Origin of the sequence: Bradyrhizobium sp. SPXBL-02, assembly GCF_051853065.1 — a bacterium.
Lineage (GTDB): Bacteria > Pseudomonadota > Alphaproteobacteria > Rhizobiales > Xanthobacteraceae > Bradyrhizobium.
In genome coordinates this window covers 4140266-4163612 of the sequence record NZ_CP182474.1, presented here as the reverse complement: position 1 = coordinate 4163612, position 23347 = coordinate 4140266, and the positions used below count along the sequence as shown (strand labels likewise).

General features: G+C 64.0%; 23 protein-coding genes. 9 read left to right on the top strand and 14 right to left on the bottom strand.

What is annotated here, in order from left to right; translation table 11 throughout:
* Nucleotides 1–221: 221 nt before the first annotated feature.
* The 4 genes from ACNJYD_RS19370 to ACNJYD_RS19355 all read left to right on the top strand — a co-directional run bounded on the left by ACNJYD_RS19370 (nucleotide 222) and on the right by ACNJYD_RS19355 (nucleotide 6387).
* The gene (locus ACNJYD_RS19370; protein WP_212257072.1) at nucleotides 222–1253 is read left to right on the top strand and encodes a TRAP transporter substrate-binding protein; all 1032 of its coding nucleotides are present in this window, start codon (nucleotides 222–224) and stop codon (nucleotides 1251–1253) included.
* A 15-nt stretch (nucleotides 1254–1268) separates the two neighbouring features.
* The gene (locus tag ACNJYD_RS19365; protein WP_212257073.1) at nucleotides 1269–3158 is read left to right on the top strand and encodes a TRAP transporter large permease; all 1890 of its coding nucleotides are present in this window, start codon (nucleotides 1269–1271) and stop codon (nucleotides 3156–3158) included.
* 21 nt (nucleotides 3159–3179) lie between these two features.
* Nucleotides 3180–4829, top strand: a complete 1650-nt coding sequence (locus ACNJYD_RS19360) for an acyl-CoA synthetase (RefSeq protein ID WP_212257074.1) — start codon at nucleotides 3180–3182, stop codon at nucleotides 4827–4829.
* 202 nt (nucleotides 4830–5031) lie between these two features.
* Nucleotides 5032–6387 carry an Nramp family divalent metal transporter gene (locus tag ACNJYD_RS19355; RefSeq protein ID WP_212257075.1) on the top strand — a complete coding sequence of 452 codons (1356 nt, stop codon included), beginning with the start codon at nucleotides 5032–5034 and terminating at the stop codon, nucleotides 6385–6387.
* Nucleotides 6388–6525: 138 nt separating this feature from the next.
* Here the strand turns inward: ACNJYD_RS19355 and ACNJYD_RS19350 are convergent, their stop codons facing one another.
* Genes ACNJYD_RS19350 through ACNJYD_RS19325 form a run of 6 tightly spaced genes read right to left on the bottom strand, consistent with a single transcriptional unit; the run spans nucleotide 6526 to nucleotide 13130 of the window.
* Nucleotides 6526–7323 carry an MBL fold metallo-hydrolase gene (locus ACNJYD_RS19350; RefSeq protein ID WP_172788942.1) on the bottom strand — a complete coding sequence of 266 codons (798 nt, stop codon included), beginning with the start codon at nucleotides 7321–7323 and terminating at the stop codon, nucleotides 6526–6528.
* Nucleotides 7324–7342: 19 nt separating this feature from the next.
* Nucleotides 7343–8119, bottom strand: coding sequence for a TatD family hydrolase (locus ACNJYD_RS19345; RefSeq protein ID WP_212257076.1), 777 nt, complete (start codon nucleotides 8117–8119; stop codon nucleotides 7343–7345).
* Nucleotides 8120–8132: 13 nt separating this feature from the next.
* Nucleotides 8133–10088 (bottom strand): methionine--tRNA ligase, encoded by a 1956-nt coding sequence (gene metG, locus ACNJYD_RS19340; RefSeq protein WP_212257077.1) that lies wholly within the window; start codon nucleotides 10086–10088, stop codon nucleotides 8133–8135.
* A 47-nt stretch (nucleotides 10089–10135) separates the two neighbouring features.
* Nucleotides 10136–11182, bottom strand: coding sequence for a DNA polymerase III subunit delta' (locus ACNJYD_RS19335; RefSeq protein ID WP_439363018.1), 1047 nt, complete (start codon nucleotides 11180–11182; stop codon nucleotides 10136–10138).
* Entirely contained in the window at nucleotides 11179–11865 is a 687-nt protein-coding gene (tmk, locus tag ACNJYD_RS19330; RefSeq protein WP_172788938.1) for a dTMP kinase, read from the bottom strand. The genes ACNJYD_RS19335 and tmk overlap by 4 nt, the downstream gene beginning before the upstream one ends.
* A 2-nt stretch (nucleotides 11866–11867) precedes the next feature.
* Complete coding sequence (locus ACNJYD_RS19325; RefSeq protein ID WP_439363017.1) at nucleotides 11868–13130, bottom strand: D-alanyl-D-alanine carboxypeptidase family protein; 1263 nt, start codon at nucleotides 13128–13130, stop codon at nucleotides 11868–11870.
* A gap of 153 nt (nucleotides 13131–13283) precedes the next feature.
* On the opposite strand from ACNJYD_RS19325, the gene ACNJYD_RS19320 reads away from it, so the two are divergent.
* Nucleotides 13284–14240, top strand: a complete 957-nt coding sequence (locus ACNJYD_RS19320; RefSeq protein WP_172788936.1) for an alpha/beta fold hydrolase — start codon at nucleotides 13284–13286, stop codon at nucleotides 14238–14240.
* On the opposite strand, the gene ACNJYD_RS19315 is transcribed toward ACNJYD_RS19320, so the two are convergent.
* Nucleotides 14234–15151, bottom strand: a complete 918-nt coding sequence (locus ACNJYD_RS19315; RefSeq protein ID WP_439363016.1) for a septal ring lytic transglycosylase RlpA family protein — start codon at nucleotides 15149–15151, stop codon at nucleotides 14234–14236. The two genes, ACNJYD_RS19320 and ACNJYD_RS19315, sit on opposite strands and share 7 nt — an antisense overlap.
* Before the next feature lie 805 nt (nucleotides 15152–15956).
* Here ACNJYD_RS19315 and ACNJYD_RS19310 point away from each other — a divergent pair.
* Nucleotides 15957–16085, top strand: coding sequence for a hypothetical protein (locus ACNJYD_RS19310; protein ID WP_256375401.1), 129 nt, complete (start codon nucleotides 15957–15959; stop codon nucleotides 16083–16085).
* 33 nt (nucleotides 16086–16118) lie between these two features.
* Here ACNJYD_RS19310 and ACNJYD_RS19305 read toward each other — a convergent pair whose 3' ends face one another.
* Nucleotides 16119–16355 (bottom strand): hypothetical protein, encoded by a 237-nt coding sequence (locus ACNJYD_RS19305; protein ID WP_210268518.1) that lies wholly within the window; start codon nucleotides 16353–16355, stop codon nucleotides 16119–16121.
* A gap of 212 nt (nucleotides 16356–16567) precedes the next feature.
* Between ACNJYD_RS19305 and ACNJYD_RS19300 the strand changes: the two genes are divergently transcribed.
* Nucleotides 16568–17146, top strand: a complete 579-nt coding sequence (locus ACNJYD_RS19300) for a TIGR00645 family protein (RefSeq protein WP_439363015.1) — start codon at nucleotides 16568–16570, stop codon at nucleotides 17144–17146.
* A 15-nt stretch (nucleotides 17147–17161) separates the two neighbouring features.
* Here the strand turns inward: ACNJYD_RS19300 and ACNJYD_RS19295 are convergent, their stop codons facing one another.
* A complete protein-coding gene (locus ACNJYD_RS19295; protein WP_212257082.1) occupies nucleotides 17162–17482 on the bottom strand; it encodes a DUF1476 domain-containing protein in 321 nt (106 codons plus the stop codon).
* Between the two features lie 254 nt (nucleotides 17483–17736).
* Between ACNJYD_RS19295 and ACNJYD_RS19290 the strand changes: the two genes are divergently transcribed.
* Nucleotides 17737–17955 carry a hypothetical protein gene (locus ACNJYD_RS19290; RefSeq protein ID WP_212257083.1) on the top strand — a complete coding sequence of 73 codons (219 nt, stop codon included), beginning with the start codon at nucleotides 17737–17739 and terminating at the stop codon, nucleotides 17953–17955.
* Between the two features lie 54 nt (nucleotides 17956–18009).
* On the opposite strand, the gene ACNJYD_RS19285 is transcribed toward ACNJYD_RS19290, so the two are convergent.
* The 4 genes from ACNJYD_RS19285 to ACNJYD_RS19270 form a co-directional block, all read right to left on the bottom strand.
* Nucleotides 18010–18201 (bottom strand): hypothetical protein, encoded by a 192-nt coding sequence (locus tag ACNJYD_RS19285; protein WP_035999201.1) that lies wholly within the window; start codon nucleotides 18199–18201, stop codon nucleotides 18010–18012.
* A gap of 201 nt (nucleotides 18202–18402) precedes the next feature.
* Complete coding sequence (locus ACNJYD_RS19280; protein ID WP_260379164.1) at nucleotides 18403–19074, bottom strand: endonuclease/exonuclease/phosphatase family protein; 672 nt, start codon at nucleotides 19072–19074, stop codon at nucleotides 18403–18405.
* Complete coding sequence (locus ACNJYD_RS19275; protein WP_439363014.1) at nucleotides 19074–21107, bottom strand: VTT domain-containing protein; 2034 nt, start codon at nucleotides 21105–21107, stop codon at nucleotides 19074–19076. Before ACNJYD_RS19275 ends, ACNJYD_RS19280 begins: the two co-directional genes overlap by 1 nt.
* A 192-nt stretch (nucleotides 21108–21299) precedes the next feature.
* A complete protein-coding gene (locus ACNJYD_RS19270) occupies nucleotides 21300–21596 on the bottom strand; it encodes a hypothetical protein (protein ID WP_172788929.1) in 297 nt (98 codons plus the stop codon).
* Nucleotides 21597–21813: 217 nt separating this feature from the next.
* On the opposite strand from ACNJYD_RS19270, the gene ACNJYD_RS19265 reads away from it, so the two are divergent.
* The gene (locus ACNJYD_RS19265; RefSeq protein ID WP_439363013.1) at nucleotides 21814–22422 is read left to right on the top strand and encodes a hypothetical protein; all 609 of its coding nucleotides are present in this window, start codon (nucleotides 21814–21816) and stop codon (nucleotides 22420–22422) included.
* Nucleotides 22423–22738: 316 nt separating this feature from the next.
* Here ACNJYD_RS19265 and ACNJYD_RS19260 read toward each other — a convergent pair whose 3' ends face one another.
* Nucleotides 22739–23050, bottom strand: coding sequence for a hypothetical protein (locus tag ACNJYD_RS19260; protein ID WP_439363012.1), 312 nt, complete (start codon nucleotides 23048–23050; stop codon nucleotides 22739–22741).
* Nucleotides 23051–23347 lie beyond the last annotated feature (297 nt).

The window sequence follows — 23347 nt, the reverse complement described above, 5'->3', positions numbered from 1 at the left end:
GGCCTGCGCCTCGACCGTCGCCTGAGCTCGTGTCGGCTACTGTGCATGGGGTTGTTTTTGCAGATTTGAAATCGGGTCTCCTGTGCCGAAAGCCGATATTGCCGTGACCTTGTCCGGCTGCAATAAGCGAGGCTTCCGCGAGATCGCAGATGACCTTAAGGCGACCGTCCGTATAGGTTTGCATCTCAGAACAACAACAAACCTTCCGAGGAAGCAGACCCATGGTCTTTTCGACGCGCTTTTCCCGACGCACGCTTCTCAAGGCCTCCGCCGCGACCGCGGTCCTGGGCGGCATCGGTGCGCCCCATGTGGCCCGTGCCCAGAGCGCCGAGTTCACCTACAAGTACGCCAATAACCTGCCCGACACCCATCCGCTCAACGTCCGCGCCAAGGAGATGGCGGCGGCGATCAAGACCGAGACAGGCGGCAAGTTCGACCTGCAGATCTTCCCGAACAACCAGCTCGGCTCGGACACCGACATGCTGAGCCAGATCCGCTCCGGCGGCGTCGAGTTCTTCACGCTGTCGGGCCTGATCCTGTCGACCCTGGTGCCGGCAGCGTCGATCAACGGCATCGGCTTCGCGTTCCCGGACTACGATACGGTCTGGAAGGCCATGGACGGCGATCTCGGCGCCCATGTCCGCGGCGAGATCAAGAAGGCCGGTCTCGAGGTCATGGACAAGATCTGGGACAACGGCTTCCGCCAGACCACGTCCTCGACCAAGCCGATCACCGGGCCTGACGACCTCAAGGGCTTCAAGATCCGCGTGCCGGTGTCGCCGCTGTGGACGTCGATGTTCAAGGCGTTCGATGCCGCGCCGGCCTCGATCAATTTCAGCGAAGTCTATTCGGCGCTGCAGACCAAGATCGTCGAGGGCCAGGAGAACCCGCTGGCGATCATCTCGACCGCCAAGCTCTACGAGGTGCAGAAATACTGCTCGCTGACCAACCACATGTGGGACGGCTTCTGGTTCCTGGCCAACCGCAGAGCCTGGGAAAAGCTGCCGCAGGACGTGCGCACCGTGGTCGCCAAGAACATCAATGCCGCTGCCGTCAAGGAACGTGAGGATACCGCCAAGCTCAACGCCAACCTGCAGCAGGAGCTCGCGGGCAAGGGCCTGACCTTCAACCAGCCGGCCGTGGCGCCGTTCCGCGACAAGCTGCGCTCTGCCGGCTTCTATGCCGAATGGAAAGGCAAGTATGGCGATCAGGCCTGGGAGCTCCTGGAGAAGGCCGTCGGCAAGCTGTCGTAACGCGTTGGGTCCGTTATGGCTCACGTCGAGATCGAGGTGACCGAAGTGGTGGGCGAGGTGACGTTGCAGTCCCCTCGCCGACCTTCGCTGCTGACTTCGCTCGAGCGCGTGCTCGGTCTCGTCGTCGAAATCCCGGCGGCGACCCTGGTCGTCGCCGAGATCGTGATCCTGTTTGCCGGTGTGGTCGCACGCTACGGCCTGCACCGGCCGCTGATCTGGTCGGACGAGCTCGCCTCGATCCTGTTCCTGTGGCTTGCCATGCTCGGCGCGGCGGTCGCATTCCGCCGCTCCGAGCATATGCGCATGACCGCGATCGTCGCCAGCGCCAGGCCGGCAATGCGAGCCTATCTCGATCTGGTCGCGACCTCGGCCGCGCTGGCATTCCTGGCGCTGATCGTCTGGCCGTCCTGCGACTATGCCTACGAAGAGAGCTACATCACCACGCCGGCGCTGCAGATCTCCAATATGTGGCGGGCGGCCGCGCTGCCGGCCGGCATCGGCCTGATGGCGGCCTTTGCCTTGCTGCGGCTGCTACGCGCCGCCGACCACCGTGTGGTGGCAGCCGCCGTGCTGTCGGTTGCGATCGTGATCGGCCTGTTCTGGCTAGCGGAGCCGCTCCTGCGGCCGCTCGGCAATCTCAACCTCGTCATCTTCTTCGTCGGCGTTGCCGGCTTCTGTGTCTTTGCCGGCGTTCCCATTGCGTTCGGCTTTGGCCTCGCCATCTTCGGCTATCTCGCGCTGACCACGCGCACGCCGGTCATGGTCCTGGTCGGGCGCATGGACGAGGGCATGAGCCACCTCATCCTGCTTTCCGTGCCGCTGTTCGTGTTCCTGGGCCTGCTGATCGAGATGACCGGCATGGCGCGGGCCATGGTGGCGTTCCTGGCGAGCCTGCTCGGCCACATCAGGGGCGGCCTGCATTACGTGCTGGTCGGCGCGATGTACCTCGTCTCCGGCATTTCCGGCGCCAAGGCCGCCGACATGGCCGCTGTCGCGCCCGTGCTGTTTCCCGAGATGAAGCAGCGCGGCGCCAAGCCCGGCGACCTCGTCGCGCTGCTGGCGGCAACAGGCGCCCAGACCGAGACCATTCCGCCGAGCCTGGTGCTGATCACGATCGGCTCGGTGACGGGCGTCTCGATCGCCGCCCTCTTCACCGGAGGCCTGCTGCCCGGCGTCGTGCTCGCGGTCACGCTCTGCATGCTGGTGTGGTGGCGCTACCGCCACGAGGACATGAGCCATGTCCGCCGCGCCACCGCTTCCGAGATCGGCAAGACCTTCGTCATTGCCCTGCCCGCGCTCGCGCTGCCCTTCGTGATCCGCTATGCCGTGGTCGAGGGCATCGCGACCGCCACCGAGGTTTCCACAATCGGCATCGTCTATGGCGCGCTCGTCGGCCTCCTGGTCTATCGCCGCTTCGACTGGCGGCGGCTGTTTCCGATGCTGGTCGAGACCGCCGCGCTGTCGGGCGCGATCCTGCTGATCATCGGCACCGCCACCGGCATGGCCTGGGGCCTGACACAGTCCGGCTTCTCGCGCTCGCTGGCCGCTGCCATGACCGGATTGCCAGGGGGAGCTGCGACCTTCATTGCCGTGTCCATCCTGGCCTTCACCGTCCTCGGCAGCGTGCTGGAGGGCATTCCGGCCATCGTGCTGTTCGGGCCGCTGTTGTTCCCGATCGCCCGCGCCGTCGGCGTGCACGAGGTGCACTATGCCATGGTGATCATTCTGGCCATGGGTATCGGGCTATTCGCCCCGCCGTTCGGTGTCGGCTATTATGCCGCCTGCGCCATCGGACGCGTCGATCCGGCCGAAGGCATCAAGCCGATCTGGGGCTATCTGCTGGCGCTGCTGGTGGGATTGATCATCGTCGCGATCTTCCCCTGGATCTCGATCGGATTTCTTTGACGCGGTTTAAGGAGGGTGTCGATGAGTGAGCGACCGAACCCGTACAATATCGGCCTCGACAAGACGCAAGCCAATTATGTGCCGCTGAGCCCGCTCAGCTTCCTCGCGCGCAGCGCCGCCGTCTATCCCGATCACGTCAGCACGGTCTATGAAGGCCGCAGCTTCACCTGGGCGCAGACCTATGAGCGCTGCCGGCGCTTTGCGTCCTGGCTCGCAGGCAAGGGCATCGGCGTCGGCGACACGGTCGCGGCGATGCTGCCGAACATTCCCGCGATGAACGAGGCGCACTTCGCCGTGCCCATGACGGGCGCGGCGCTCAACGCGCTCAACATCCGCCTCGATGCGCCTTCGATCGCGTTCCAGCTCGACCATGGCGGCGCGAAAATCATCCTGGTCGATCCCGAGTTTTCAGGCGTCATCAGCGACGCGCTGGCGAAGATGACCGGCCCCAAGCCGTTGGTGATCGACGTCGACGATGCATCGTTCAAGGGCGGCAAGCGCATCGGCGAGATCGAATATGAGACGGCGGTCGCCGAAGGCGATCCCGGCTTCGCGCCGATCACGCCACGCGATGAATGGGACGCGATCGCACTGAGCTACACCTCGGGCACGACCGGCAATCCCAAGGGCGTCGTCACCCACCATCGCGGCGCCTATCTGAACGCCGTCAGCAACATCCTCGCAGGCAATCTCGGCCAGCATCCGGTCTATCTCTGGACCCTGCCGATGTTCCACTGCAACGGCTGGTGCTTTCCGTGGACCATCGCGGCCGCCGCCGGCATCAATGTCTGCCTGCGCAAGGTCGAGCCGACAAAGATATTCGAGCTGATCAAGAGCCAGGGCGTGACCCATATGTGCGGCGCGCCGATCGTCTACAACACGCTGATCAACGCCCCCGATGCGCCCAAAGGCAATGCCGCCCGCCGCGTCGTCGGCCTGATCGCGGGCGCTGCGCCGCCGGTCGCCGTGCTGGAAGGCGCCGAAAGCATCGGCATCAAGCTGACGCATGTCTACGGCCTGACCGAGGTCTACGGCCCCGCCTCCGTCTGCGCCGAGCAGCCGGGCTGGGACGAGCTTCCGCCTGCCGAACGCGCGCGCATGAAGCGCCGGCAGGGCGTGCCCTACCCGCTCGAGGAAGCCGTCACTGTGATCAATCCGCAGACCATGCTGGAGGTGCCGCGCGACGGCGAGACCATCGGCGAGGTCATGTTCCGCGGCAACATCGTGATGAAGGGTTACCTCAAGAACGAGAAGGCGACCAAGGAAGCGTTCGAAGGCGGCTGGTTTCACACCGGCGATCTCGGCGTGCTCGACGAGCACGGCTACGTCATCATCAAGGACCGCTCCAAGGACATCATCATCTCCGGCGGCGAGAACATTTCCTCCGTCGAGGTCGAGGACGTCCTCTACAAGCACCCGGCAGTGCTGTTCGCCGCCGTGGTGGCAAAGCCCGATCCGAAATGGGGTGAGGTACCTTGCGCCTTCGTCGAGCTGAAGGACGGCGCGAGCGCAACCGAGGCCGAGATCATTGCGTTCTGCCGAACGCACATGAGCGGCTTCAAGACGCCGAAGGCGGTCGTGTTTGGGCCGATCCCGAAGACGTCCACCGGCAAGATCCAGAAATTCCTGCTGCGTAACCAGGTGGACTCCGCGAAGGCGATCTCAGCGTGAGCTTCTCGCGGCCTCACAAAAGGATCTGAAAGTCTCCGCCCGCGCGATGATTGTGCGCAGGACACGTCGGAGACGCATTCCCGCCGCAGCCCGGGGCAGGCTTCGACGGCCTCCGGTAGCATCCTTATCGACAGCCACACCAGGGCTCCCGCTTGCACGTGAGCCTGACGACTGAAACGCGTGTAGCGGAGGAACCTCCCGCATGCGGGACCATTGGTGTTCGACCTTTCCCGAACCACGCTCGGAATGCACGTTGCCAAAGGCTGAGAACGACGGCGAACAATCTGAAGCTCCCTCCCGAAACCCGAAGCGGCGTGGTCTCGCGCGCTCGCTCGGGCTAGGTGTGGTCACCGGAGCCGCTGACGACGATTGCTCGGCCATAGGAACCTATGCGAGCGCCGGAGCGCAATTTGGAACATCGCTGTTGTGGACTGCCCCCATCACGTTTCCAATGATGTTCGCGGTCGTCTACCTCTCCTCCAAGCTCGGGCAGGTCAGCGGCAAGGGGCTGTTTCACGTCATCAAAGATCACTATTCAAGTTGGGTCCTCTGGCCGACGCTGATAGGCGTGCTGGTTGGGAACACCATCGAAGCGGCCGCGGATCTCGGCGGCATGGCAGCAGCGCTCGGACTGTTCGTTCCGTTGCCTGCTCCGGTCATCGTGTCCGGCGTCGCCCTCGCGATTCTCGCGCTTCAGGTTTGGGGTTCGTACGAGACCATCCGCAACATTTTCAGATGGCTCGCCCTGGTGCTGTTTGCCTATGTCGGTTCGGCCCTTCTCGCCAAGCCGGACCCGTGGGAGGTGCTGCGCGGCACCTTGGTTCCGACCGTGCAATTCTCAGGCGAATTTCTCTCGATCCTCGTTGCGATTATCGGCACGAGCCTGTCGGCGTACCTCTACACCTGGCAATCCAATGTCGAGGTCGAGGAGAAGATTCAGCAGGGACGCACCACGCTGGAGGAGCGGCGCGGAACGACGCAGGGCGATTTGCGCCGATCGCGCAATGATATCCTGATTGGAATGCTGTTCTCCAACATCATCATGTATTTCATCATCCTTTCGACCGGCGCCACCCTTCACAAGGCGGGCCAAACCAATATCGACACGGCGGCACAGGCCGCCGAAGCCTTGCGCCCGATCGCCGGGGACACAGCAGGCATCCTGTTCGCGGTCGGAATTATCGCAGTCGGCTTCCTCGCTGTGCCGATCATGACCACCGGCGCGGCCTACGATCTCTGTCAGGTGATAGGCTGGAAGAGCAGCCTGCACGCGCGTCCCAAGGAGGCCAAGAAATTCTATGCAGTGATCGCCGGCTTTACGCTGGTTGCGGTTGTCCTGAATTTTCTTGGCTTCAATCCCATGCGCGCGCTGGTCTATTCCGGGATCGTACAGGGCTTTTCGACCCCACCGCTGCTGTTGTTCATCCTGTTGATGACAAACAACCGCAAGATCATGGGTGATAAAGTCAACACCCTGCCGCTCAACATCCTCTCGTGGATCACGGTGGGCGCAATCTTCGCGGCGACGGCGGGCCTCGTCGCTTCCTGGTTCATCTAGTCTGGGCTAAGCGCGATCGGATCGGGATGGATCCTTACCGCGCCTTACCTCATGGCTCGCGCATGGTCGTTTCGTAAATCGCTGCACCCTTGCCCGGATCATGCTTTAACGTTTCACTGACCAGAATTCTTGCTCGCCTCAGTGCGTCTCCAGCCGCAGCCCGTCATAGGCCGGCACCACGCCAGGGGGCAGCGACTGCCGGATGACCTCGTAGTCGACATCGGCGGTCATGTTGGTGATGACCGCGCGCTTCGGCTTGAAGCGCTCGATCCAGGACAGCGCATCGTTGATGCTGAAATGGCTGACATGGCTGGTATAGCGCAGGCCGTCGACGATCCAGAGATCGAGATTCTCCAGCGCGCCCCAGCTCTCGCGCGGGATATCATTGAGATCCGGCGTATAGGCCGCATTCCCGATGCGGTAGCCGAGCGCGGGAATGTTGCCGTGCTGCACCAGAAACGCAGTCATCGTCACGGCGCCGCCCTTCCCCAGAATGGTCTGGCTTTCGCCCGCCTCGATCGAATGCCGGGTCAGGATCGGCGGATAATCGCTGCCCTCGGGCGAGATGAAGCAATACGAGAACCGCGACAGGATGTCCTTGGCGGTCGACTGGTTGAAATAGGTCGGAATGCGCCGGCGCATGTGCATGACGACCGACCGCAGATCATCCATGCCGTGAGTCTGGTCGGCATGCTCGTGCGTCAGGAACACCGCATCGATGTGGTCGACATTGGTCGAGAGCAATTGCTCGCGCAGGTCCGGTGAGGTGTCGATCACGATGCGTGTCGTACCGTGCTCGGACGTCCGTTCGACCAGCAGCGAGCAGCGGCGACGGCGGTTCTTGGGATTGTTGGGATCACAGGCGCCCCAGCCGAGCGCCGGGCGCGGCACGCCGGCGGAGGAGCCGCAGCCCAGGATCGTCAGCGTCAGCGTCAGCGTCATGCGGCTCCCAGTCTCAAGCTTTCACCTTCGAGAACAGGCGGAAGAAATTTTCGCTGGTCTGGCGCGCAACCTCGTCAAGCGACACGCCGCGCGTCTCGGCGAGTACTTTTGCGACCTCGACCACGTAGGCCGGCTCATTGCGCTTGCCCCGAAACTTGCCGGGCGCAAGATAGGGCGAGTCTGTTTCAACCAGAATACGGTCGGGCGGCAGTTCGGCTGCGAGCGCGCGCAATGCCTCCGATTTCTTGAAGGTCAGGATTCCCGTGAAACCGATATAGAGCCCGAGCGACACCGCCTTCAGCGCCAGCTCGCGCCCGCCCGTGTAACAATGCAGCACGGCGCGAAACGATCCCTTTGCCGCCTCCTCTTCCAGGATGCGCGCGCAGTCCTCGTCGGCCTCGCGGGTATGGATCACCAGCGGCAGGCCGGTGGCACGGGCGGCGGCGATGTGGGCGCGAAAGCCCCTCGCCTGCGCTTCCGGCGAGCCGTTGTCGTAGAAATAATCGAGCCCGGCTTCACCGAGCGCGACGACCTTGGGATGCTGGGTCAACGCAATCAGCTCGTCCGGCGCGATGCCGTCCTCCTCGTCCGCATGATGCGGATGGGTGCCGACCGAGCAATAGACGTCGTCATAGCGCTCGGCGATGGCGAGCAAGTCCTTTAGCCGCCGCACCCGCGTCGAGATCGTGACCATGCGTGCGATGCCGGCGGCTCGCGCCCGCGACACGATCCCGTCGAGATCTTCCGCAAAGTCCGGAAAATCCAGATGGCAATGACTGTCGACCAGCATCGTGCGAGCGCCTTCAGGCCGCCGGCTCAATGTAGCGCGGAAACGCCGGCGTCGGCGCCGGCAGCGTCGAATCGGGCGCGATGCGCTTTGCGCCGCCGAGCATGGCGAAGTTGCGCTCGGCTTCGGGGATACCGAGGCTGTCGAGCAGCTTGCCGGAGGCGGTCGGCATCGCTGGCTGAGCCAGGATCGCGATCTGGCGCACGACTTCGGCGGTGACGTAGAGCACCGTCTTCTGCCTGGCGGGATCGGTCTTGGCGAGCGCCCACGGCGCCTCGCCCGCAAAATAGCGGTTGGCCTCCGCGACCACGGCCCAGACGGCGTTGAGCCATTGATGGATCTGCTGCGTCGCCATGGCCTCGCGCGACGCTGCAATCATGCCGTCGGCCATCGAAAGGATCGCCTTGTCGTTGTCGCTGAACTCGCCGGGCTCAGGCAGCACGCCGCCCAGTTGCTTGGCGATCATCGAGAGCGAACGCTGCGCGAGATTGCCGAGATCGTTGGCGAGATCGGCATTGATGCGCGCCACGATGGCCTCGTGATTGTAGTTGCCGTCCTGGCCGAACGGCACCTCGCGCAGGAAGAAGTAGCGCATCTGGTCGACGCCGTACTGCTCGGCCAGGTTGAAGGGATCGACGACGTTGCCGACCGACTTCGACATCTTCTCGCCCCTGTTGAACAGGAAGCCGTGGGCATAGACCCGCTTCGGCAGCGGAATGCCGGCCGAGAGCAGGAAGGCGGGCCAGTACACCGCATGGAAGCGGATGATGTCCTTGCCGATGATGTGCACATCGGCCGGCCAGTAGCGCCAGTTCTTGTCGCTCTCGTCGGGGAAGCCGACGCCGGTGATGTAGTTGGTCAGCGCGTCGACCCAGACATACATCACATGCTCTTCGTCGCCGGGCACCTTCACGCCCCAATCGAACGTGGTGCGCGAGATCGAGAGATCGCGCAGGCCGCCCTTGACGAAGCTCACCACCTCGTTCTTGCGGGAATCCGGCCCGATGAAATCGGGGTGGTCCGCATAGAGCTTGAGCAGCTTGTCCTGGTAGGCCGACAGGCGGAAGAAATAGCTCTTCTCCTCCACCCATTCCACCGGCGTGCCCTGTGGTCCGAGCCGCACGCCGTCGTCGTTCACGCGCGTCTCGTCCTCGGCGTAATAGGCCTCGTCGCGGACCGAGTACCAGCCCGAATAGGTGTCGGCGTAGATGTCGCCGCTCGCTTCCATGCGCCGCCAGATCTCCTGGCTGGAGCGATGGTGCTGCTCCTCGGTGGTGCGGATGAAGCGGTCGAACGACACGTCCAGGCGCTCGTCCATCTCCTTGAAGCGGCCGGCATTACGCGTCGCGAGCGCGGCAGCGGACATGCCTTCGTTCGCCGCCGTCTGGATCATCTTCTGACCGTGCTCGTCGGTGCCGGTCAGGAAGAACACATCCTTGCCGTCGAGGCGCGCAAAGCGCGCCAGCGTGTCGGTCGCAATCGCCTCATAGGCATGGCCGATATGCGGGCTGCCGTTGGGATAGGCGATCGCGGTTGTGATGTAGAAGACGTTGTCGCGCGCGACCGCGGGCGCGGCAACTTGCGGCGAAGTGACGGGCTTTGGCGCACGCGGGGCCTTTGGCTTCGTCGGCTTTGGCTTCACAGGCGTGATGACGGGAGCCGGCGCGGCGGCCACGGCAGGCGCAGTCGCCTCTTTCGCGACCTTCTTCGCCGGAGCCTTGGCCGGCCGCTTGGCAGCCTTCTTTACCGCCTTCTTGGCGACGACCTGCTTCTTCGCGGCCTTCTTGCCCGCCTTCTTTGCTGCGCCCTTCTTCACGCTCTTCTTGACGGCACCCTTCTTGGTCTTTTTGACCTTCTTGGCGGCTTTGCTCGCGCGCGCCTTCACGGCCTTTTTCGCGGCTTTCTTGACGGCCTTCTTCGCAGACTTCTTGCCGCTCTTGCGTTTGACGGATTTCTTAGCTCGCGTTGCCACCACGAATTCCTTTACCGGCTTCTCGAATTTTGGAAACGGCTCGGCGCTTAGCGCGTTGCGTCCGCCAGCCAGCCAAACACCGAGAAAACCAAGGGCTTGCGCTCCAGATTGTAGGTTTCGGTGTCGCGCGCGGCGCGGACGATCTTTTCCCATACCTCAGCTAGCCGCGCAAGGCGCGGCAGGTTCTGGTTGGCATTGGCCTCATCCGCATGCAGGCGCTCCGCAATCCAGCGGTCGATGCCGTCGATGAAGGCCGCAAGCGCCACGCGGTCGCTGGTGCCAAGCGAATCGCCGAGCGTGTGCAATTCGCGCGGGTCGACCTGCGGCAGGCGCGCGAGCAGCGCCGCCGTGCGCTGCTGAAGTTTCAGGGCGTCGCCACCGAGCAACGTCAGCGCCCGTGCGACGCTGCCCTCGGAGGCCTCGGCCGCCTCGCGCAGCGCGGCATCGTTCGGATCGAGCCCGGCCGCTGAAGCCGCAGCGTCGATCACCTCGTTCGTGGCGAGCGGCCGCAGGCGCAGCTTGCGGCAGCGCGACTGAATCGTGGCGAGCACCCGCGCGGGCGCGTGGCTGACCAGCAGGAACAGTGATTGCTGCGGCGGCTCCTCGAGAATTTTCAGAAGCGCGTTGGCCGCGTTTGGATTGAGTTCGTCGACGGTGTCGACGATGCAAACGCGCCAGCCTTCGGCCGCCGCGGTCGAGCCGAAGAACGCGATCGTCTCGCGCGTCTCGTCCACGGTGATCACGGTGCGCATCACGCCGCGCTCGTTGGCGGTGCGCTCGAGCGTCAGCAGGCCACCATGTGAGCCGGCCGCCACCTGCCGCGCCACGGCGTCGTCGGGACCGATCGCAAGGCTCTTGGCGCGCTGCACGGCCGGCGCCAACGGCTGCGCATGGGCGAGCACGAACCCCGCCATCCGATAGGCCAGCGTGGCCTTGCCGATCCCCTGCGATCCGCCGATCAGCCAGGCATGGGGAATGCGCCCGCTGCGATAGGCATCGAGCAGCGCAGCCTCCGCCTCGCGATGGCCGAACAGCTGCGACGTCTCGCGCGGATGCGGTACGGCGGTTTCCCGCTCGGCCTGACGCGGACTCATATCGACACCACTGACGCAGGCGTGGGCAGCAGACGCTCGCGCAGCGCGGTCCAAACGCGCGCGGCAACCGTGTCCGGATCGGAATTGGCGTCGATCAGCACGCAGCGCGCCGGATCCTCCGCCGCGATCCTGCGATAGGCCTCGCGCAAGCCCTCGTGGAAGCTGAGCTTCTCGGCCTCGAACCGGTCAGGCGTACTGCTGCCGCGGCGCGCGGCGGCGCGTTGCAAGCCAATCTCGACCGGCAAGTCGAGGATGATGGTGAGGTCCGGCTTGAGATCGCCGATGGTAACCCGCTGCATGGCGTTGATCAGGCCCTCAGGTACGCGGCCCAGGCTGCCCTGATAGGCCCGCGTCGAGTCGGCGAAGCGGTCGCACAGCACCCAGACGCCCTGGCTCAATGCCGGCTGAATCACGGTGTGGACATGATCATCGCGCGCGGCGGCAAACAGCAGCGTCTCGGCTTCGGGACCGAGCAGCTTGCCCATGCCCGACAGCACCAGATGGCGCATGATCTCGGCGCCCGGCGAGCCGCCCGGCTCACGCGTGACCCGGATGCGAAGCTTGGCCGCCGTGAGGCGATCGGCGAGCTTCTTGATCTGGGTCGACTTGCCCGTGCCCTCGCCACCTTCAAAGGTGACGAAGCGTCCCCGTCCGGACGGCCGCTGTGCAGCGCTCTCACTCATGATCAGAGCTTCTCGGCACCTGCGCGGAACATGCCGATCACGAGCTCGCTGGCGCCGTCGATCGCGCGGCGCATGGTCGAGCCGGTGCTGATCGCCTCGGCGGCATAGACCGGCGTCTCGACCGCGATGTTGCCGCTGCGCCAGACCCTGACCACGCCGACCCGCTGGCCGGCCTCGACCGGCGCGCGCACCGGGCCGCTGTAGACGATGCGCGCAATCAGCTTGTCGCTGCCGTTCTTGTGCACCATCACCTTCACCGGCGTCTTGGCGACGAGCTTGACCGACCGGCTCTCGCCGCCGAACACCTTGGCGTAGCCGACGGGCTGCTCGGCCGCGATCAGGGTGCGGGTCTCGAAATTGCGAAAACCCCATTCCAGCATCTTCTTGGCTTCCGTGGCGCGGTCCTCGGGATCTTCGAGTCCGTTGACGACGACGATCAGCCGCGTGCCGTTCTGCACGGCAGAGCCGACCATGCCGTAGCCGCCTTCCTTGGTGTAGCCGGTCTTCAGACCGTCAGCGCCTTCCATCGAATTGAGCAGCGGATTGCGGTTGGGCTGGCGGATCTTGTTCCAGGTGAACTCCTTCTCGCCGAACAGTTTGTAGAATTCCGGGAAGTCCAGGATGATGTGCCGGGCGAGCATGCCGAGCTCGCGCACCGTCATCTTGTTGCCGGGATCGGGCAGACCGTTGGAATTGGCGAAGGTCGACTTGGTCATGCCAAGCTCGCGGGCGCGCTTGGTCATGAAGTCGGCGGCAAAGATCCGCTCGTTGCCCGCCATGGCTTCGGCAAGCGCGATGCAGGCGTCGTTGCCGCTTTGGATGATCGCGCCGCGCAGGAGATCGTCGACCGAGACCTTGCTGTTGATGGCGGCGAACATGGTCGAGCCGCCCGAGGGGGCGCCGCCTCTGCGCCAGGCGTTCTCGCTGATCCGGTACTCGTCGGTCAGCTTGATGTCACCCTTCTTGACCGCGTTGAAAACGACCTCCGCCGTCATCAGCTTCATCATGCTCGAAGGCGCGCGCAGCTCGTCGGCGTTCTTCTCGAACAGCACGCTGCCTGAGGAGGCTTCGATCAGGATCGCGGTCGGGGCATCGCCATCGAAGCCGGCATCTTCCGCTTTCTTGGCACCCTGGACGCTCTGGTTGGCCGCATAGAGCGCCCCACCCCAGCCGATGCCAGCCACCAAAACCGTCGCGATCAGCCCGCGCGCCAGCGTTCCGGCGGTGAGCCAGTTGCGACGAAGCAAAGGAAGACGAAGTGCCATGGCGAAGCCCTGAGGAAGGCGTTCTAACAGCTGGAACAGATGCGAACAACACGCGGTTGGACGCTGTCCCTGAGATTGCACGATTCTCGCCGCGCCCCTATCGTGGCGCCTCATGTTTTTCGACCAAACCCCTGAAACAAGGCGGAAAAGCGAATGTCCTCAACCCGCATGATCAAGACCAACGGGGTCGAGCTGTTCGTCCGCGAAGCCGGCCAGGGACCGCTGGTGGTGCTGTGCCATGGCTGGCCGGAACTGTCGTACTCCTGGCGCCACCAGATCCCCGCACTTGCCGCAGCCGGGTTTCACGTCGTCGCCCCTGATATGCGCGGATACGGCCAGAGCGCGGCGCCGCTCGATGTGAACGCCTACTCGATCTTCGATACGGTCGGGGACGTGGTCGGCCTCGTCCAGGCGCTCGGCGAGAGCAAGGCGATGGTGGTCGGCCACGATTGGGGCGCACCGGTCGCCTGGCACGCAGCGCTGTTCCGGCCCGATATCTTCACGGCCGTCGCGGGGCTGAGCGTGCCGCCGCCGTTCCGCGGCCGCGGCAAGCCGCTCGACCTGTTGCGCCAGGGCGGCGTCACCAATTTCTACTGGCAGTATTTCCAGACGCCCGGCGTCGCCGAGGCCGAACTCGAGCGAGACGTCGCACGCACCATGCGCATCGTCCTCGGCGGACGTGGCCTCGCCGATCCCACCGCGGCCATGTTCGTGCAGGAGGGCAAGGGCTTTCTCGGCCATGCGACCGCCGAGGAGCCGCTGCCTGGCTGGCTCAGCGAGGCCGACCTCGCCTATTTCACCGAAAGCTTCCGCAAGTCCGGCTTCCGCGGCGGGCTGAACTGGTACCGGAATATCGACCGCAATTGGGAGCTGACCGCGCCCTGGCAGGACGCGCAGATCCGCCAGCCTTCCCTCTTCATCGCAGGCTCGAAAGACGCGGTGATCACCGGCCTGATCGGGGCCAAGCGCGTCAACGAGCTCGAGCGCGTGCTGCCCAATCTGACGCGCAAGCTGATCCTCGATGGCGCTGGCCATTGGGTGCAGCAGGAGCGGCACGACGAGGTGAACGCGGCCCTCGTCACGTTCTTGAAGGAGAGCACGGCTCAGTAGAGGCCGCGGCCGCTCAGGATGCTGCGGGCCTCGGCGGCGCCGTCCGTCGCGCTCTCGCTCGCGTAGCGGCCGTCCTGGTCATAGGACACCGCGCGGGCGTTCTGGAGCGTCCGGCCCCGGCTGCGGCTCGAGGCCGACATTTCCGAGGTGGCATTGAGCGAGGCCATGTCGGCCGAGCTGCTGCCGAGATTGTACGGTCGTCCCTCCGGCATCGGGACCTCGCCGCGAAGGGCGCCGCGGGTCGAGGACGGCAGCTCCGGCACGAACGGCTTGGCCGAGGCGACGCGGACCATCGAGGGCGATGGCGCCGGAACGCCGGTGCGCAGCGTCGCGAGAAGCTGACGGTCGTCGGAGCCTTCGAGCGGCGCCCGGCCGACATATTCGACCCGGACCTTGGCGACGCCATTGCCTTTGAATTCAAGGAGTTCGGCCGCCCTGTTCGAGACATCGATGAGGCGGTTGCCGTGATAGGGCCCACGGTCATTGACGCGCACGATCAGCGACTTGCCGTTGGAGACGTTGGTGACCCGGGCGTAGGACGGCATCGGCAGGGTCGGATGCGCCGCGGTCAGCGAGGTCATGTCGAACACCTCGCCATTGGCCGTCAGGCGGCCGTGGAAATCATCGCCGTACCAGGACGCCATGCCCTCGGCGCGGTAGTTGACGTCCTCCTCCGGCACGTAGGTCTTGCCCGCCACGACATAGGGCTTGCCGACGCGGTAGGTGCCGCCGCCCTTCGGGACCGGATCGCCCCAGGCCACGACGCGCGGGCTCGAGGATACGCCGTATTTCGGATCGACGCGGCTGGCGAACTTGTTCGAGGAGGCGCAATTGGCGAGCGCAAGGCAGGTCGCGACCGCCGCAACACCGCGCGCGGCCCGCAAAACCGAATCTGACCGACGGATCCCCATGCGCCCCAAATACCACTTCGCCGGAGGCGTACCCAACCCGCTTTGGTGACGGGGAGCGCTGTCCGGTCCTTCAACTTCCGAGGCGGCCCACCACCGCATCGGACGTGGTAAGGATAACGCAACCCGAACGCGGCGGAAATGGGGAGCCCACGGCGATCACGCCGGGATGGTAAACGGGACGTTCGCATTTTTCCGTTGTTCTACGGGACGATGGCGCCCGGGCTGTGCCAGTGCTGGACATTCTGTTGCGCCAAATCCTCACTCCACCCCCATTGTCGCGCCGCTCACCGAAATTCTTTTGACTGTGCAAGGCCGCACGCGTTCTCTCGGACGCAAGGGCGGGATTTGGAATTTAACGATGATCGAGACGGTTTCGGCACTGATGGGTCTGGTAAGCGCGGGGATCTTCCTGGCCCATGCGTTCGAAGGTTACCGCACGAGGGCCTGAAGGCACGCGCGCGGACGGCAAGCATCACCTCTTTCAATGCAGCGCGTTCGGACGGTCTTAGTCGATCCGGTCGCGCATCGAACACGAGAGCGGCAGGTGTCCCATGCGTAACCATGACCTCGTATCCGATGGCTTCCTGGCCTTGACCGCCGGCGGCTTGGTGCTGCTCTGCTCGAGTCTCGTCGCGCTGGCGTTTGCCTGAGGCGCACGTCCTCCCTTCCAATCCGCTCGTTTCCGACGCGGCTCTATTGCGGCGCAGCAAGCAGGCCCGTGCTCCGCTCCCATTCAGTTGATTGAATTATTGCGTGCGGCGCCTCGACCTATTGCAAGAGGCCATCACCAACGAGGGTGACGCAAATGCTTGCCGAGAAATTCTTCCTGGTCCTGGAATCCCTGATCCGCGGCGACCGCACCTATCCGGATGGAAGTCCCCGGGTCATCAGCACCTCCCCGCACGTGCCGGTCAGGCCGACACCGCCGAAATAGCCGACGCGTCCGCCAGCCGGCCACACGCGCCGCTCAGCGCAGACCCAACAGCGAGCGGCGGTAGAAGCTGCCGCGGGCCTCGTTCTGGCAGACGAAGCTGCCATCGAAGCCCTGGCCGTAACGCTTCTGCCCCTTGCGGTAGTAGACGCCCTTCCTGAAGTCGAGCCAGACCACCTTGTCGCGCGGGCAATGACGCTGGGCCTGCGCCTCATAGCGAAACGGCGTCAGCGGCGTCGCCGAGACCTCGGCGCCGCCTGCACCGACCAGCATGGCGCCAGCGCATGCGATTGCGCCGGACCATTTGCCAAAGCCGCTCCGAGACACCCCCACCTCCCGCTCGCCGCCGTCCCCCGACGGCCGGTCGGCACGGTAGCACGAAACGGTCCAGCCTGCGGAAGCGGAAGCGCGCGTCACGTCTTCCGCCAGCCATCTTGTCGGGGTACATGACGGCAAGATCGTCTCGATGCGAGGGTGCTGCCCGAATGTCGGTTGAGCCTGAGACAACAACTGGTCCCCGCCGGCCCTCGCCGCAGCTCGGCCTGTTGCCGATGATCATCTTCGGCTCGCGCTGGCTGCAGCTGCCGCTCTATCTCGGACTGATCGTGGCGCAGTGCGTCTACATCGCGCTGTTCGTCAAGGAGCTCTGGCACCTCTCCTGGCACGCCCTCGACCTCACCGAGCAGCAGATCATGATGAGCGTGCTGGCGCTGATCGACGTCGTGATGATCTCCAATCTGCTCGTGATGGTGATCGTCGGCGGTTACGAGACGTTCGTCTCGCGGCTCGATCTCCAGGGCCATCCCGACGAGCCGGAATGGCTCGGCCACGTCAATGCGAGCGTCCTGAAGATCAAGCTCGCCATGGCCATCATCGGCATCTCCTCCATCGCGCTGCTGCGCACCTTCATCGAGGCCGGCAATCTCGGCTCCAACCGCGCCGGCTTCACCGAGACCGGCGTGATGTGGCAGGTGCTGATCCACATCACGTTCATCGTCTCGGCGCTCGGCATCGCCTATGTTGACAAGCTCAGCGAGTCCGGAATGCGCAAGCGCGCCGAATGAAGCGCTGCTGCAGGTTCAGGGCCGGTCCGCTTCCAGCTGCGCCAATGCCTGATGCAGACATTCCTGAAGCCTCGCGGCGACCTGCTCGCGCGCGATCCCCTTGCCGGCGAGATCGCCCGAAACCTTGCCGACCACATCGTCCATCGTCCGGCTCTCCAGATGGTCCGTCACCAGCGCCGCTGCGTAGCTTGCCGCGGCATCGCCACTGAGCCCGAGCTGGCCTGCGGCCCACAGCCCGAGCAGCTTGTTGGACCGCGCCGTGGCCTTGAACATGAATTCCTCGTCGTGGGCGAATTTGGCTTCAAAGCCCTGCTCGCGCTTGTCGAACGTGGTCATGGTCAGCTCCATTCTGATTCGCTGATGAGGATCGGACTTGCTGGGAGCGAACGTCTCCGTGGTTCAGGTCAGTTTAGGATCATTTGAAGCTTCCTCCCGGAAGCCGAACGGCGTCAAGCCTGCCGAAGCGCCCGCCAGGCCGGTGCACAGGCGGCGCGAGCCCCGCGCCAGCCAGCTCGGCCAAGCTGAGAATGTTTACCATTCGTTAAGCAGACTCAGCGTCGGATGACGACAGAGACATCGAGAGCTGACGCATGAACAGAGAGCTGCGGGAGTTTCGGCGGCTTGAACGGGTCTGCCTGGAGCAGGCCGCCCTCTCCCCCATGGACCTGACGCGAAGCGGACTGCTGAAGGTCGCCGACGATTGTCGGATCGCGGCCGAAGCGATCGAGGCCCAATTGCCTCGCGGGGTCTTTGCGGACGCCGTCCAGGCGTTCAAGCTGGCCTTGAGCGCAAAGGCCAAGCGGCACTAAGTCGGCCGCCGCGGGAGAAGCGATTTGCGAGCTTGGGCGGCGAAGCGCGTTCGCTCAGCCTTTCGCCGCCGCCGCTTCACGCGCCAGCCGCTCGGCCTTCAGCCGTTCCTTGTTGGCGTAGAACGCCTTCTGCGCCGCTTCGTGGTCGCGCATGGCCTTTTCGGCCTCGATCCGGCGCGCCGCATCGCGGGCGTGGCGTTGTTCGGGGGTCAGGGGTTTGCGTCGGAAGGAAAGGTCTTCAGTCATGCCAAGTGAACGTGGCTGCCAGGAAAAAGTTCCGGCCGAGACGGTCGGCCGGTCATGACGTTCCGCGAAAACAACCCCATGCACAGTAGTTAAGCCCCTCTTCTGCAACGCTTTTTTCTAAACGACTCAAGCGTCCACTTGCCGACTGGCAAACAGCGGCATCTGTGAGCCGCAAGCGACGTGATCCGCTCGCAGGAACCATCAGATCGCGATGTCCGCAATCACGGGCAAATGGTCCGAATAGGCGCGCGCTTCCTCGTCGGTCCAGACTTTCCCGAACCGGCTGTCCCGCGTTGCATAGATGCGGTCGAGCCGAAGCAACGGCAGATGCGCCGGAAAGGTGCGCAGTCGCGTCCGGTTCGGGCAGACCTGCGCGAGCACGCGCCGCACCGATTTCACCCAGAACCAGTCGTTGAAATCGCCGAGCACGACGGTTCTTTCGGGCTTCACCAGGCTCACCAGGGCCTGAGCCTGCTCGTAACGCTCGTGGATGCTCAGGCCGAGATGCGTGGCGACCACGCGAAATTCGCCGAAAGGCGTCTGCAATCCCGTGGCAATCGCCCTGCGCGGCTCTCGCTCCCGATAGGACACGTCGACGATCTCGGGCACGCCGGAGAACGGAAAGCGGCTCATGAGCATCTGCCCGTAGTCACCGTCCTCCGTGACGATCGACTTGGCATGAACGCGATGATCGCCGACGACCCGCGCCAGCTTCGCAAACGGATCGTCCGACCGCGATCGGGAATCCACCTCCTGAAGCGCGACGACGTCCGGCGACCATTTGCGAATGATCGAGCAAACCCCCTCCAGATCGAACGTCGGATTGAGATTGAAGGTGCCGTGCACATTCCACGTCATGAAACGCACCGGCATCAACGTCTCCCGGCAAGCCAGGTCGCGACGAACTGTGCGCCCGCGCAGATCCCGAGCCATCCCAGGAACGCCAGTGCCAGCAGCGCGATGTTGCTCAAGGACGCATTCCTGGCCAGATCTGCGATCTGCGCTCCCAGAACGGCCATGGCGAGAATTCCGGGCATCATGCCCAGCAGCGTTCCAACCATGAAATCACGAAGCGGCAGCGTGCTCGCGCCAGCCGCGACGTTCACCAGCGAGAATGGTGCGATCGGAATCATCCGGATGACCACGACGGCCAAAATTCCCTTGCCGACAACCCGTTCCTGGATGCGCGCGGCACGGCGTCCCAGCAAGCGCTGAAGACGTTCTCGGCCCAGGAACCGTCCGATCGCAAAAAGCATGAGCGCGCTGAGCAAGACGCCCGCCATGGCGGTGACGAAACCCAGCCATGGCCCAAGTGCGGCAGCAGTCGCAGCGATGAGCACGAGAACCGGAAAGATCACCAGCCCGCCGAGGACGAAGGCCGCGATCGCGAATGGCGGTCCCCAGCCGGACTGCGCATAGGCAGACAGGAACGACGAGAGATGGCCCGCATCGGCGTAATCGCTCAAGGACGTGTACGACCAGGCCAACGCCAGTCCAAGAAGCGCCAGCGCGATCGAGGCGATCCCGATGATCGTCTTCGTGCTCCACATGCGAGATGCCGCGCGTTCCAGATGAAGCGGCAGCTCAGGGTCCGCCACCGGCTGAACCAAGGTGGCCAGCGTGCTGGTCAGGACCGAGGACTCCACTTTTCGCAGCGTCTTCGCCCCACCCGTTTTCGACACCTGGTCCAGCACAGCGAATAGCCCATGCTCGTTTTGCGTGACGGAGTGTTCGTCGAGACCGCAGAAATGAGCGATGAGACGACGGCGGACGGAGGCGATGAAATCCCGATGCTCCTCGGATTCAGCTTCAAAAATCAGGTCGCATTCGCTGTCGGCGCCCATGGAACGATTGTTCAAATTGGCCGAGCCGATCCGCAGGATCCTGTCATCGACGACCATGAGCTTGCTGTGCACCATCACGGCGGCTTCCTTGTTCCCGCTGCGGGAAACCGGATAGACGAAGCGGATGCGATCGGCGATGCCAGCCGCGCTGAAACAGTCGATGAAGGCGCCACGGCCGTTCTGCATGGCCTGGGATTCCAGCCACGAGGAATGCAGTTTCGGCGCGACGACCAGAACCCGAAGCGACGGCACGCGACGCATCTGCTCCGCCAACTCGCTCGCCATCCTGGTCGCGCTGGTGAACTGATTTTCGATGTACACGAAGCTCGTTGCCGACCGGATCGCCGCAATGAAGGAGCGTTCGACCTCCCTGATGGTCGAGCCTGCCGGACAGACCACCTCGGTCCTGGCAATCCCGACCGGCAAATGCTCGGCCTCGACAGGCACGCTCGCCGGCCAGCGACCATTCCTCAGCGCGCGCCGTTCATCGACCTGTTGGCCTGCCGCACGCCAGCGTTGCTCCGCAAGGGCGAACAGCTGCTCAGCGGCCTCGCCGTCGACGAGGCACTGAACATCGTGAAACGGCGGATACGGCTTGCGCTGAGGGTCGCAGCGCATGGCGTTGTCGGCGCGGTGGTCACTCGTGTCCCAGCGCCTGATCGTCAGATCGAGCCCGCCGACGAACGCCAGTGATCCGTCGACACAGACGATCTTCTGGTGTTGCGCCGAACCGAACGGAAGCGTGGCGTCCAGATGAAACCGGACTCGGCCGTCGGTGTCGGCGATGAATTTCGCCGCGGAATTCCACTCCCTCTCGGAGGCGTAAAACGAGACGAAGTCCCAGACGAGAATATTGATGCGCAAGGCGGGCCGGCGCTGCACCAGGGCGCGCAGGAAGGGACCAAGCTCCTCAGGCAGGCCATCATCCGCACGTCCCGCGGCTCCGACCAGGCGCGTCCTGCTATGGATATCCCATCCGATGATGTAGACGAGATCCTGCGCCTCCAGCAGGGCCTCCCGCAGGGCTGCGAAATAGGCAGCGGCATCGTTCAGAACCGCCACGCGCCGCGCCCTGCACCGTCGCCAGACGGTGTCGCCGGGAGTCAGTGTCGATGCGCTCTGAAGCAGGTGGACCTCGCAATTCGCGTTTGCGTCTAAACGCGCTGGAGGCTCAAGGGGTTCCACGCCGTCAACGGCTGCGGTTCGATGCAAATGCCCGACGTCCGGCGCTCACCGGGCCCATCGCACAATTCGTCATTTGGTGCGGACAAACTTCGCACCGGCGCTCCTCAACACTTCCACAATTTTCTCAGGGGCGTCGCCGTGAAAATCGACGGAAACCTCGATCAGGCCTTCCAGCTTCTGCCGCCCCTCCGGCGCGGGCGCAGTCTTGACGTCGGGACCTGCCGGGCGTGTTCCCACCGTATTCGCATCGCCGACGGGCTGGACGAAGACGTCGCCTCGCGGCACGCCGCATTCCTGCACGACATGCTCAACCGCAAGCTCGGCGCCGCGGCGCGTGTCGAATTCTCCAATGATGGTGCTTTCCAAGGCTGCTCTCCGTGTGGTCTCGCGTGCGGACAACAGGCGAACTGGGGTCAGGTTCCTGAAGCTTGAGCGAGCGGCATCTCAAGGGCAGTGGCGTTCCTGACGCGTCGCGCGTCGTTTGGCTCGAGCAGGCAGCGCTTTTCGCGCGTCATTGAGACAGGTCAATACCAGCAAGCCGAAGCTCTGGAAAACTGACTTCAACAAGTCAACGGAGCCCGCCATGTCACAGCAGAGCAGCATGCATTTCTATCTCAACTGGGCCAAGGAGCGGATCGACGAAATGGATGCCGCATTGGCCTCGTTCGAGATCAAGGCAGGCCAGGCCAAGGCCGAGTCCAAGGTCAAGACCGATCAGCTCCTGTCCGATCTGACCAAGCGCCGCGACGAGTTTCAGGCGCTGCTCAAGGCCAAGGCGCAGGCGGGTGAAGCGGCGTGGGTGGATGCCAAGGCCGAGTTGGAACGGCAATGGGCTGGTTTCGAAGCCCAGATGAAGACCTACTTCGAAGGCGCAGGCAAACAGCTCGAGCAGCAGCAGGCCACGTTCAGAGATCTTGCGGCTGCGCAGGCCAAGGCCTGGGGCGAAGCCGCAGAGAAATTCCGCGAGGCCGCAGGCAAGGTCACTGCTGCCCGCACCGTCGACATCGACGCCGCGCTCAAGCAGATGAAGTCCGACGCCTCCGAAGCCGAAGCGCGCCTGCAGAAGCTGAAGCAGGCGGGCAGCGAGTCCTGGTCGGTGATGAGCGCCGCCCTCGCCGAATCCCGCAAGGCATTCGATCAAGCGAACAAGGCGGCGTGGGACGCGCTGAAGGGCGGTGATGCGAAGAGGTGAAGGTGGGCTTCAGTTGATGCCCCGGCCTTTCCAGCGCAGGCTAGTGCAACACCCGTCCGGCTTCGGCGCGCCGGACCCTTTCTCGCAGCTCCTCGAGCTCTTCGATCGAGTCCAACAGTCTCACCAGCTCGCGGGCAATATGTGTCAAACCGGACTTGGATTGCTTTAAGATACGAACTCGCTGTGCCATCGGTGCACGCCTCCATGCTTGGGCAAGTCCAATTGGCAAGGAGCGTGCCACCCCATGAAGGGAACTTATGATTTATGGCGGAAGCAAGGGGAGACTCGCAGGGGGGCGCCGTCATTGCGGCACGGTCTACGCGCCTCCCTGCCAAGACTTCTTGATCAGAGCAGCGATCTTCGTGAAAAGCTCCGCATTCCGCTCGATCATTTCCTTGTCCACGGTCACTTTTATGGACTTAGTTTTGCGGACATAGGTGATGTTATTTCCATCAAGAAGTCCCGCTGCTTCGTCTTGCAGTGATGGAGCCATACGAAACGTTAGCAGGGACTTGTCCGACGTGCGCTTGTGGAGCCACATGTAATTGTTACCGTCGACAGTGATTGCGACGTAAGCTCCGACGTAGTTAAGGCTTGGCTGCCCAAGGACGCTACTTGTGATGCTCACCAGCGCATCTGCGGCATCGAGCGTCCATTTTGCCTTCCTGCTCCAATCTTCACGAGTGACTCTATACGTCCATTGCCACCCAAAGGGTCTAGCGGTGGAGAAGTTCGCCCTAGAGTTCGCGCTGGATACCGTGACCAAGAAAGCGGTCAACGCCGGAATGTCCGAGGTTACGGCGGTTGGAGCAGTCAGGGCATCACCATTCAGGAAGCGCTGAGCAGCGGCGCAGTTCAAACCATGACGATAGCGAATGATGCTTCATCGGTTCACAGGCGACATACGATGATCGGGAGGAAGCTG

What these genes read in the sequence shown, in the direction of transcription:
- ACNJYD_RS19360 (WP_212257074.1), top strand. Translation starts at nt 3,180, where the DNA reads ATGAGTGAGCGACCGAACCCGTACAATATCGGCCTCGACAAGACGCAA.
- ACNJYD_RS19320 (WP_172788936.1), top strand. Translation starts at nt 13,284, where the DNA reads ATGTCCTCAACCCGCATGATCAAGACCAACGGGGTCGAGCTGTTCGTC.
- ACNJYD_RS19355 (WP_212257075.1), top strand. Translation starts at nt 5,032, where the DNA reads ATGCGGGACCATTGGTGTTCGACCTTTCCCGAACCACGCTCGGAATGC.
- ACNJYD_RS19285 (WP_035999201.1), bottom strand. Translation starts at nt 18,201, where the DNA reads ATGACTGAAGACCTTTCCTTCCGACGCAAACCCCTGACCCCCGAACAA.
- ACNJYD_RS19335 (WP_439363018.1), bottom strand. Translation starts at nt 11,182, where the DNA reads ATGAGTCCGCGTCAGGCCGAGCGGGAAACCGCCGTACCGCATCCGCGC.
- ACNJYD_RS19300 (WP_439363015.1), top strand. Translation starts at nt 16,568, where the DNA reads ATGTCGGTTGAGCCTGAGACAACAACTGGTCCCCGCCGGCCCTCGCCG.
- ACNJYD_RS19265 (WP_439363013.1), top strand. Translation starts at nt 21,814, where the DNA reads ATGTCACAGCAGAGCAGCATGCATTTCTATCTCAACTGGGCCAAGGAG.
- ACNJYD_RS19370 (WP_212257072.1), top strand. Translation starts at nt 222, where the DNA reads ATGGTCTTTTCGACGCGCTTTTCCCGACGCACGCTTCTCAAGGCCTCC.
- ACNJYD_RS19290 (WP_212257083.1), top strand. Translation starts at nt 17,737, where the DNA reads ATGAACAGAGAGCTGCGGGAGTTTCGGCGGCTTGAACGGGTCTGCCTG.
- ACNJYD_RS19315 (WP_439363016.1), bottom strand. Translation starts at nt 15,151, where the DNA reads ATGGGGATCCGTCGGTCAGATTCGGTTTTGCGGGCCGCGCGCGGTGTT.
- ACNJYD_RS19325 (WP_439363017.1), bottom strand. Translation starts at nt 13,130, where the DNA reads ATGGCACTTCGTCTTCCTTTGCTTCGTCGCAACTGGCTCACCGCCGGA.
- ACNJYD_RS19345 (WP_212257076.1), bottom strand. Translation starts at nt 8,119, where the DNA reads ATGCTGGTCGACAGTCATTGCCATCTGGATTTTCCGGACTTTGCGGAA.
- ACNJYD_RS19305 (WP_210268518.1), bottom strand. Translation starts at nt 16,355, where the DNA reads ATGCTGGTCGGTGCAGGCGGCGCCGAGGTCTCGGCGACGCCGCTGACG.
- ACNJYD_RS19365 (WP_212257073.1), top strand. Translation starts at nt 1,269, where the DNA reads ATGGCTCACGTCGAGATCGAGGTGACCGAAGTGGTGGGCGAGGTGACG.
- ACNJYD_RS19295 (WP_212257082.1), bottom strand. Translation starts at nt 17,482, where the DNA reads ATGACCACGTTCGACAAGCGCGAGCAGGGCTTTGAAGCCAAATTCGCC.
- ACNJYD_RS19280 (WP_260379164.1), bottom strand. Translation starts at nt 19,074, where the DNA reads ATGCCGGTGCGTTTCATGACGTGGAATGTGCACGGCACCTTCAATCTC.
- ACNJYD_RS19310 (WP_256375401.1), top strand. Translation starts at nt 15,957, where the DNA reads ATGCTTGCCGAGAAATTCTTCCTGGTCCTGGAATCCCTGATCCGCGGC.
- tmk (WP_172788938.1), bottom strand. Translation starts at nt 11,865, where the DNA reads ATGAGTGAGAGCGCTGCACAGCGGCCGTCCGGACGGGGACGCTTCGTC.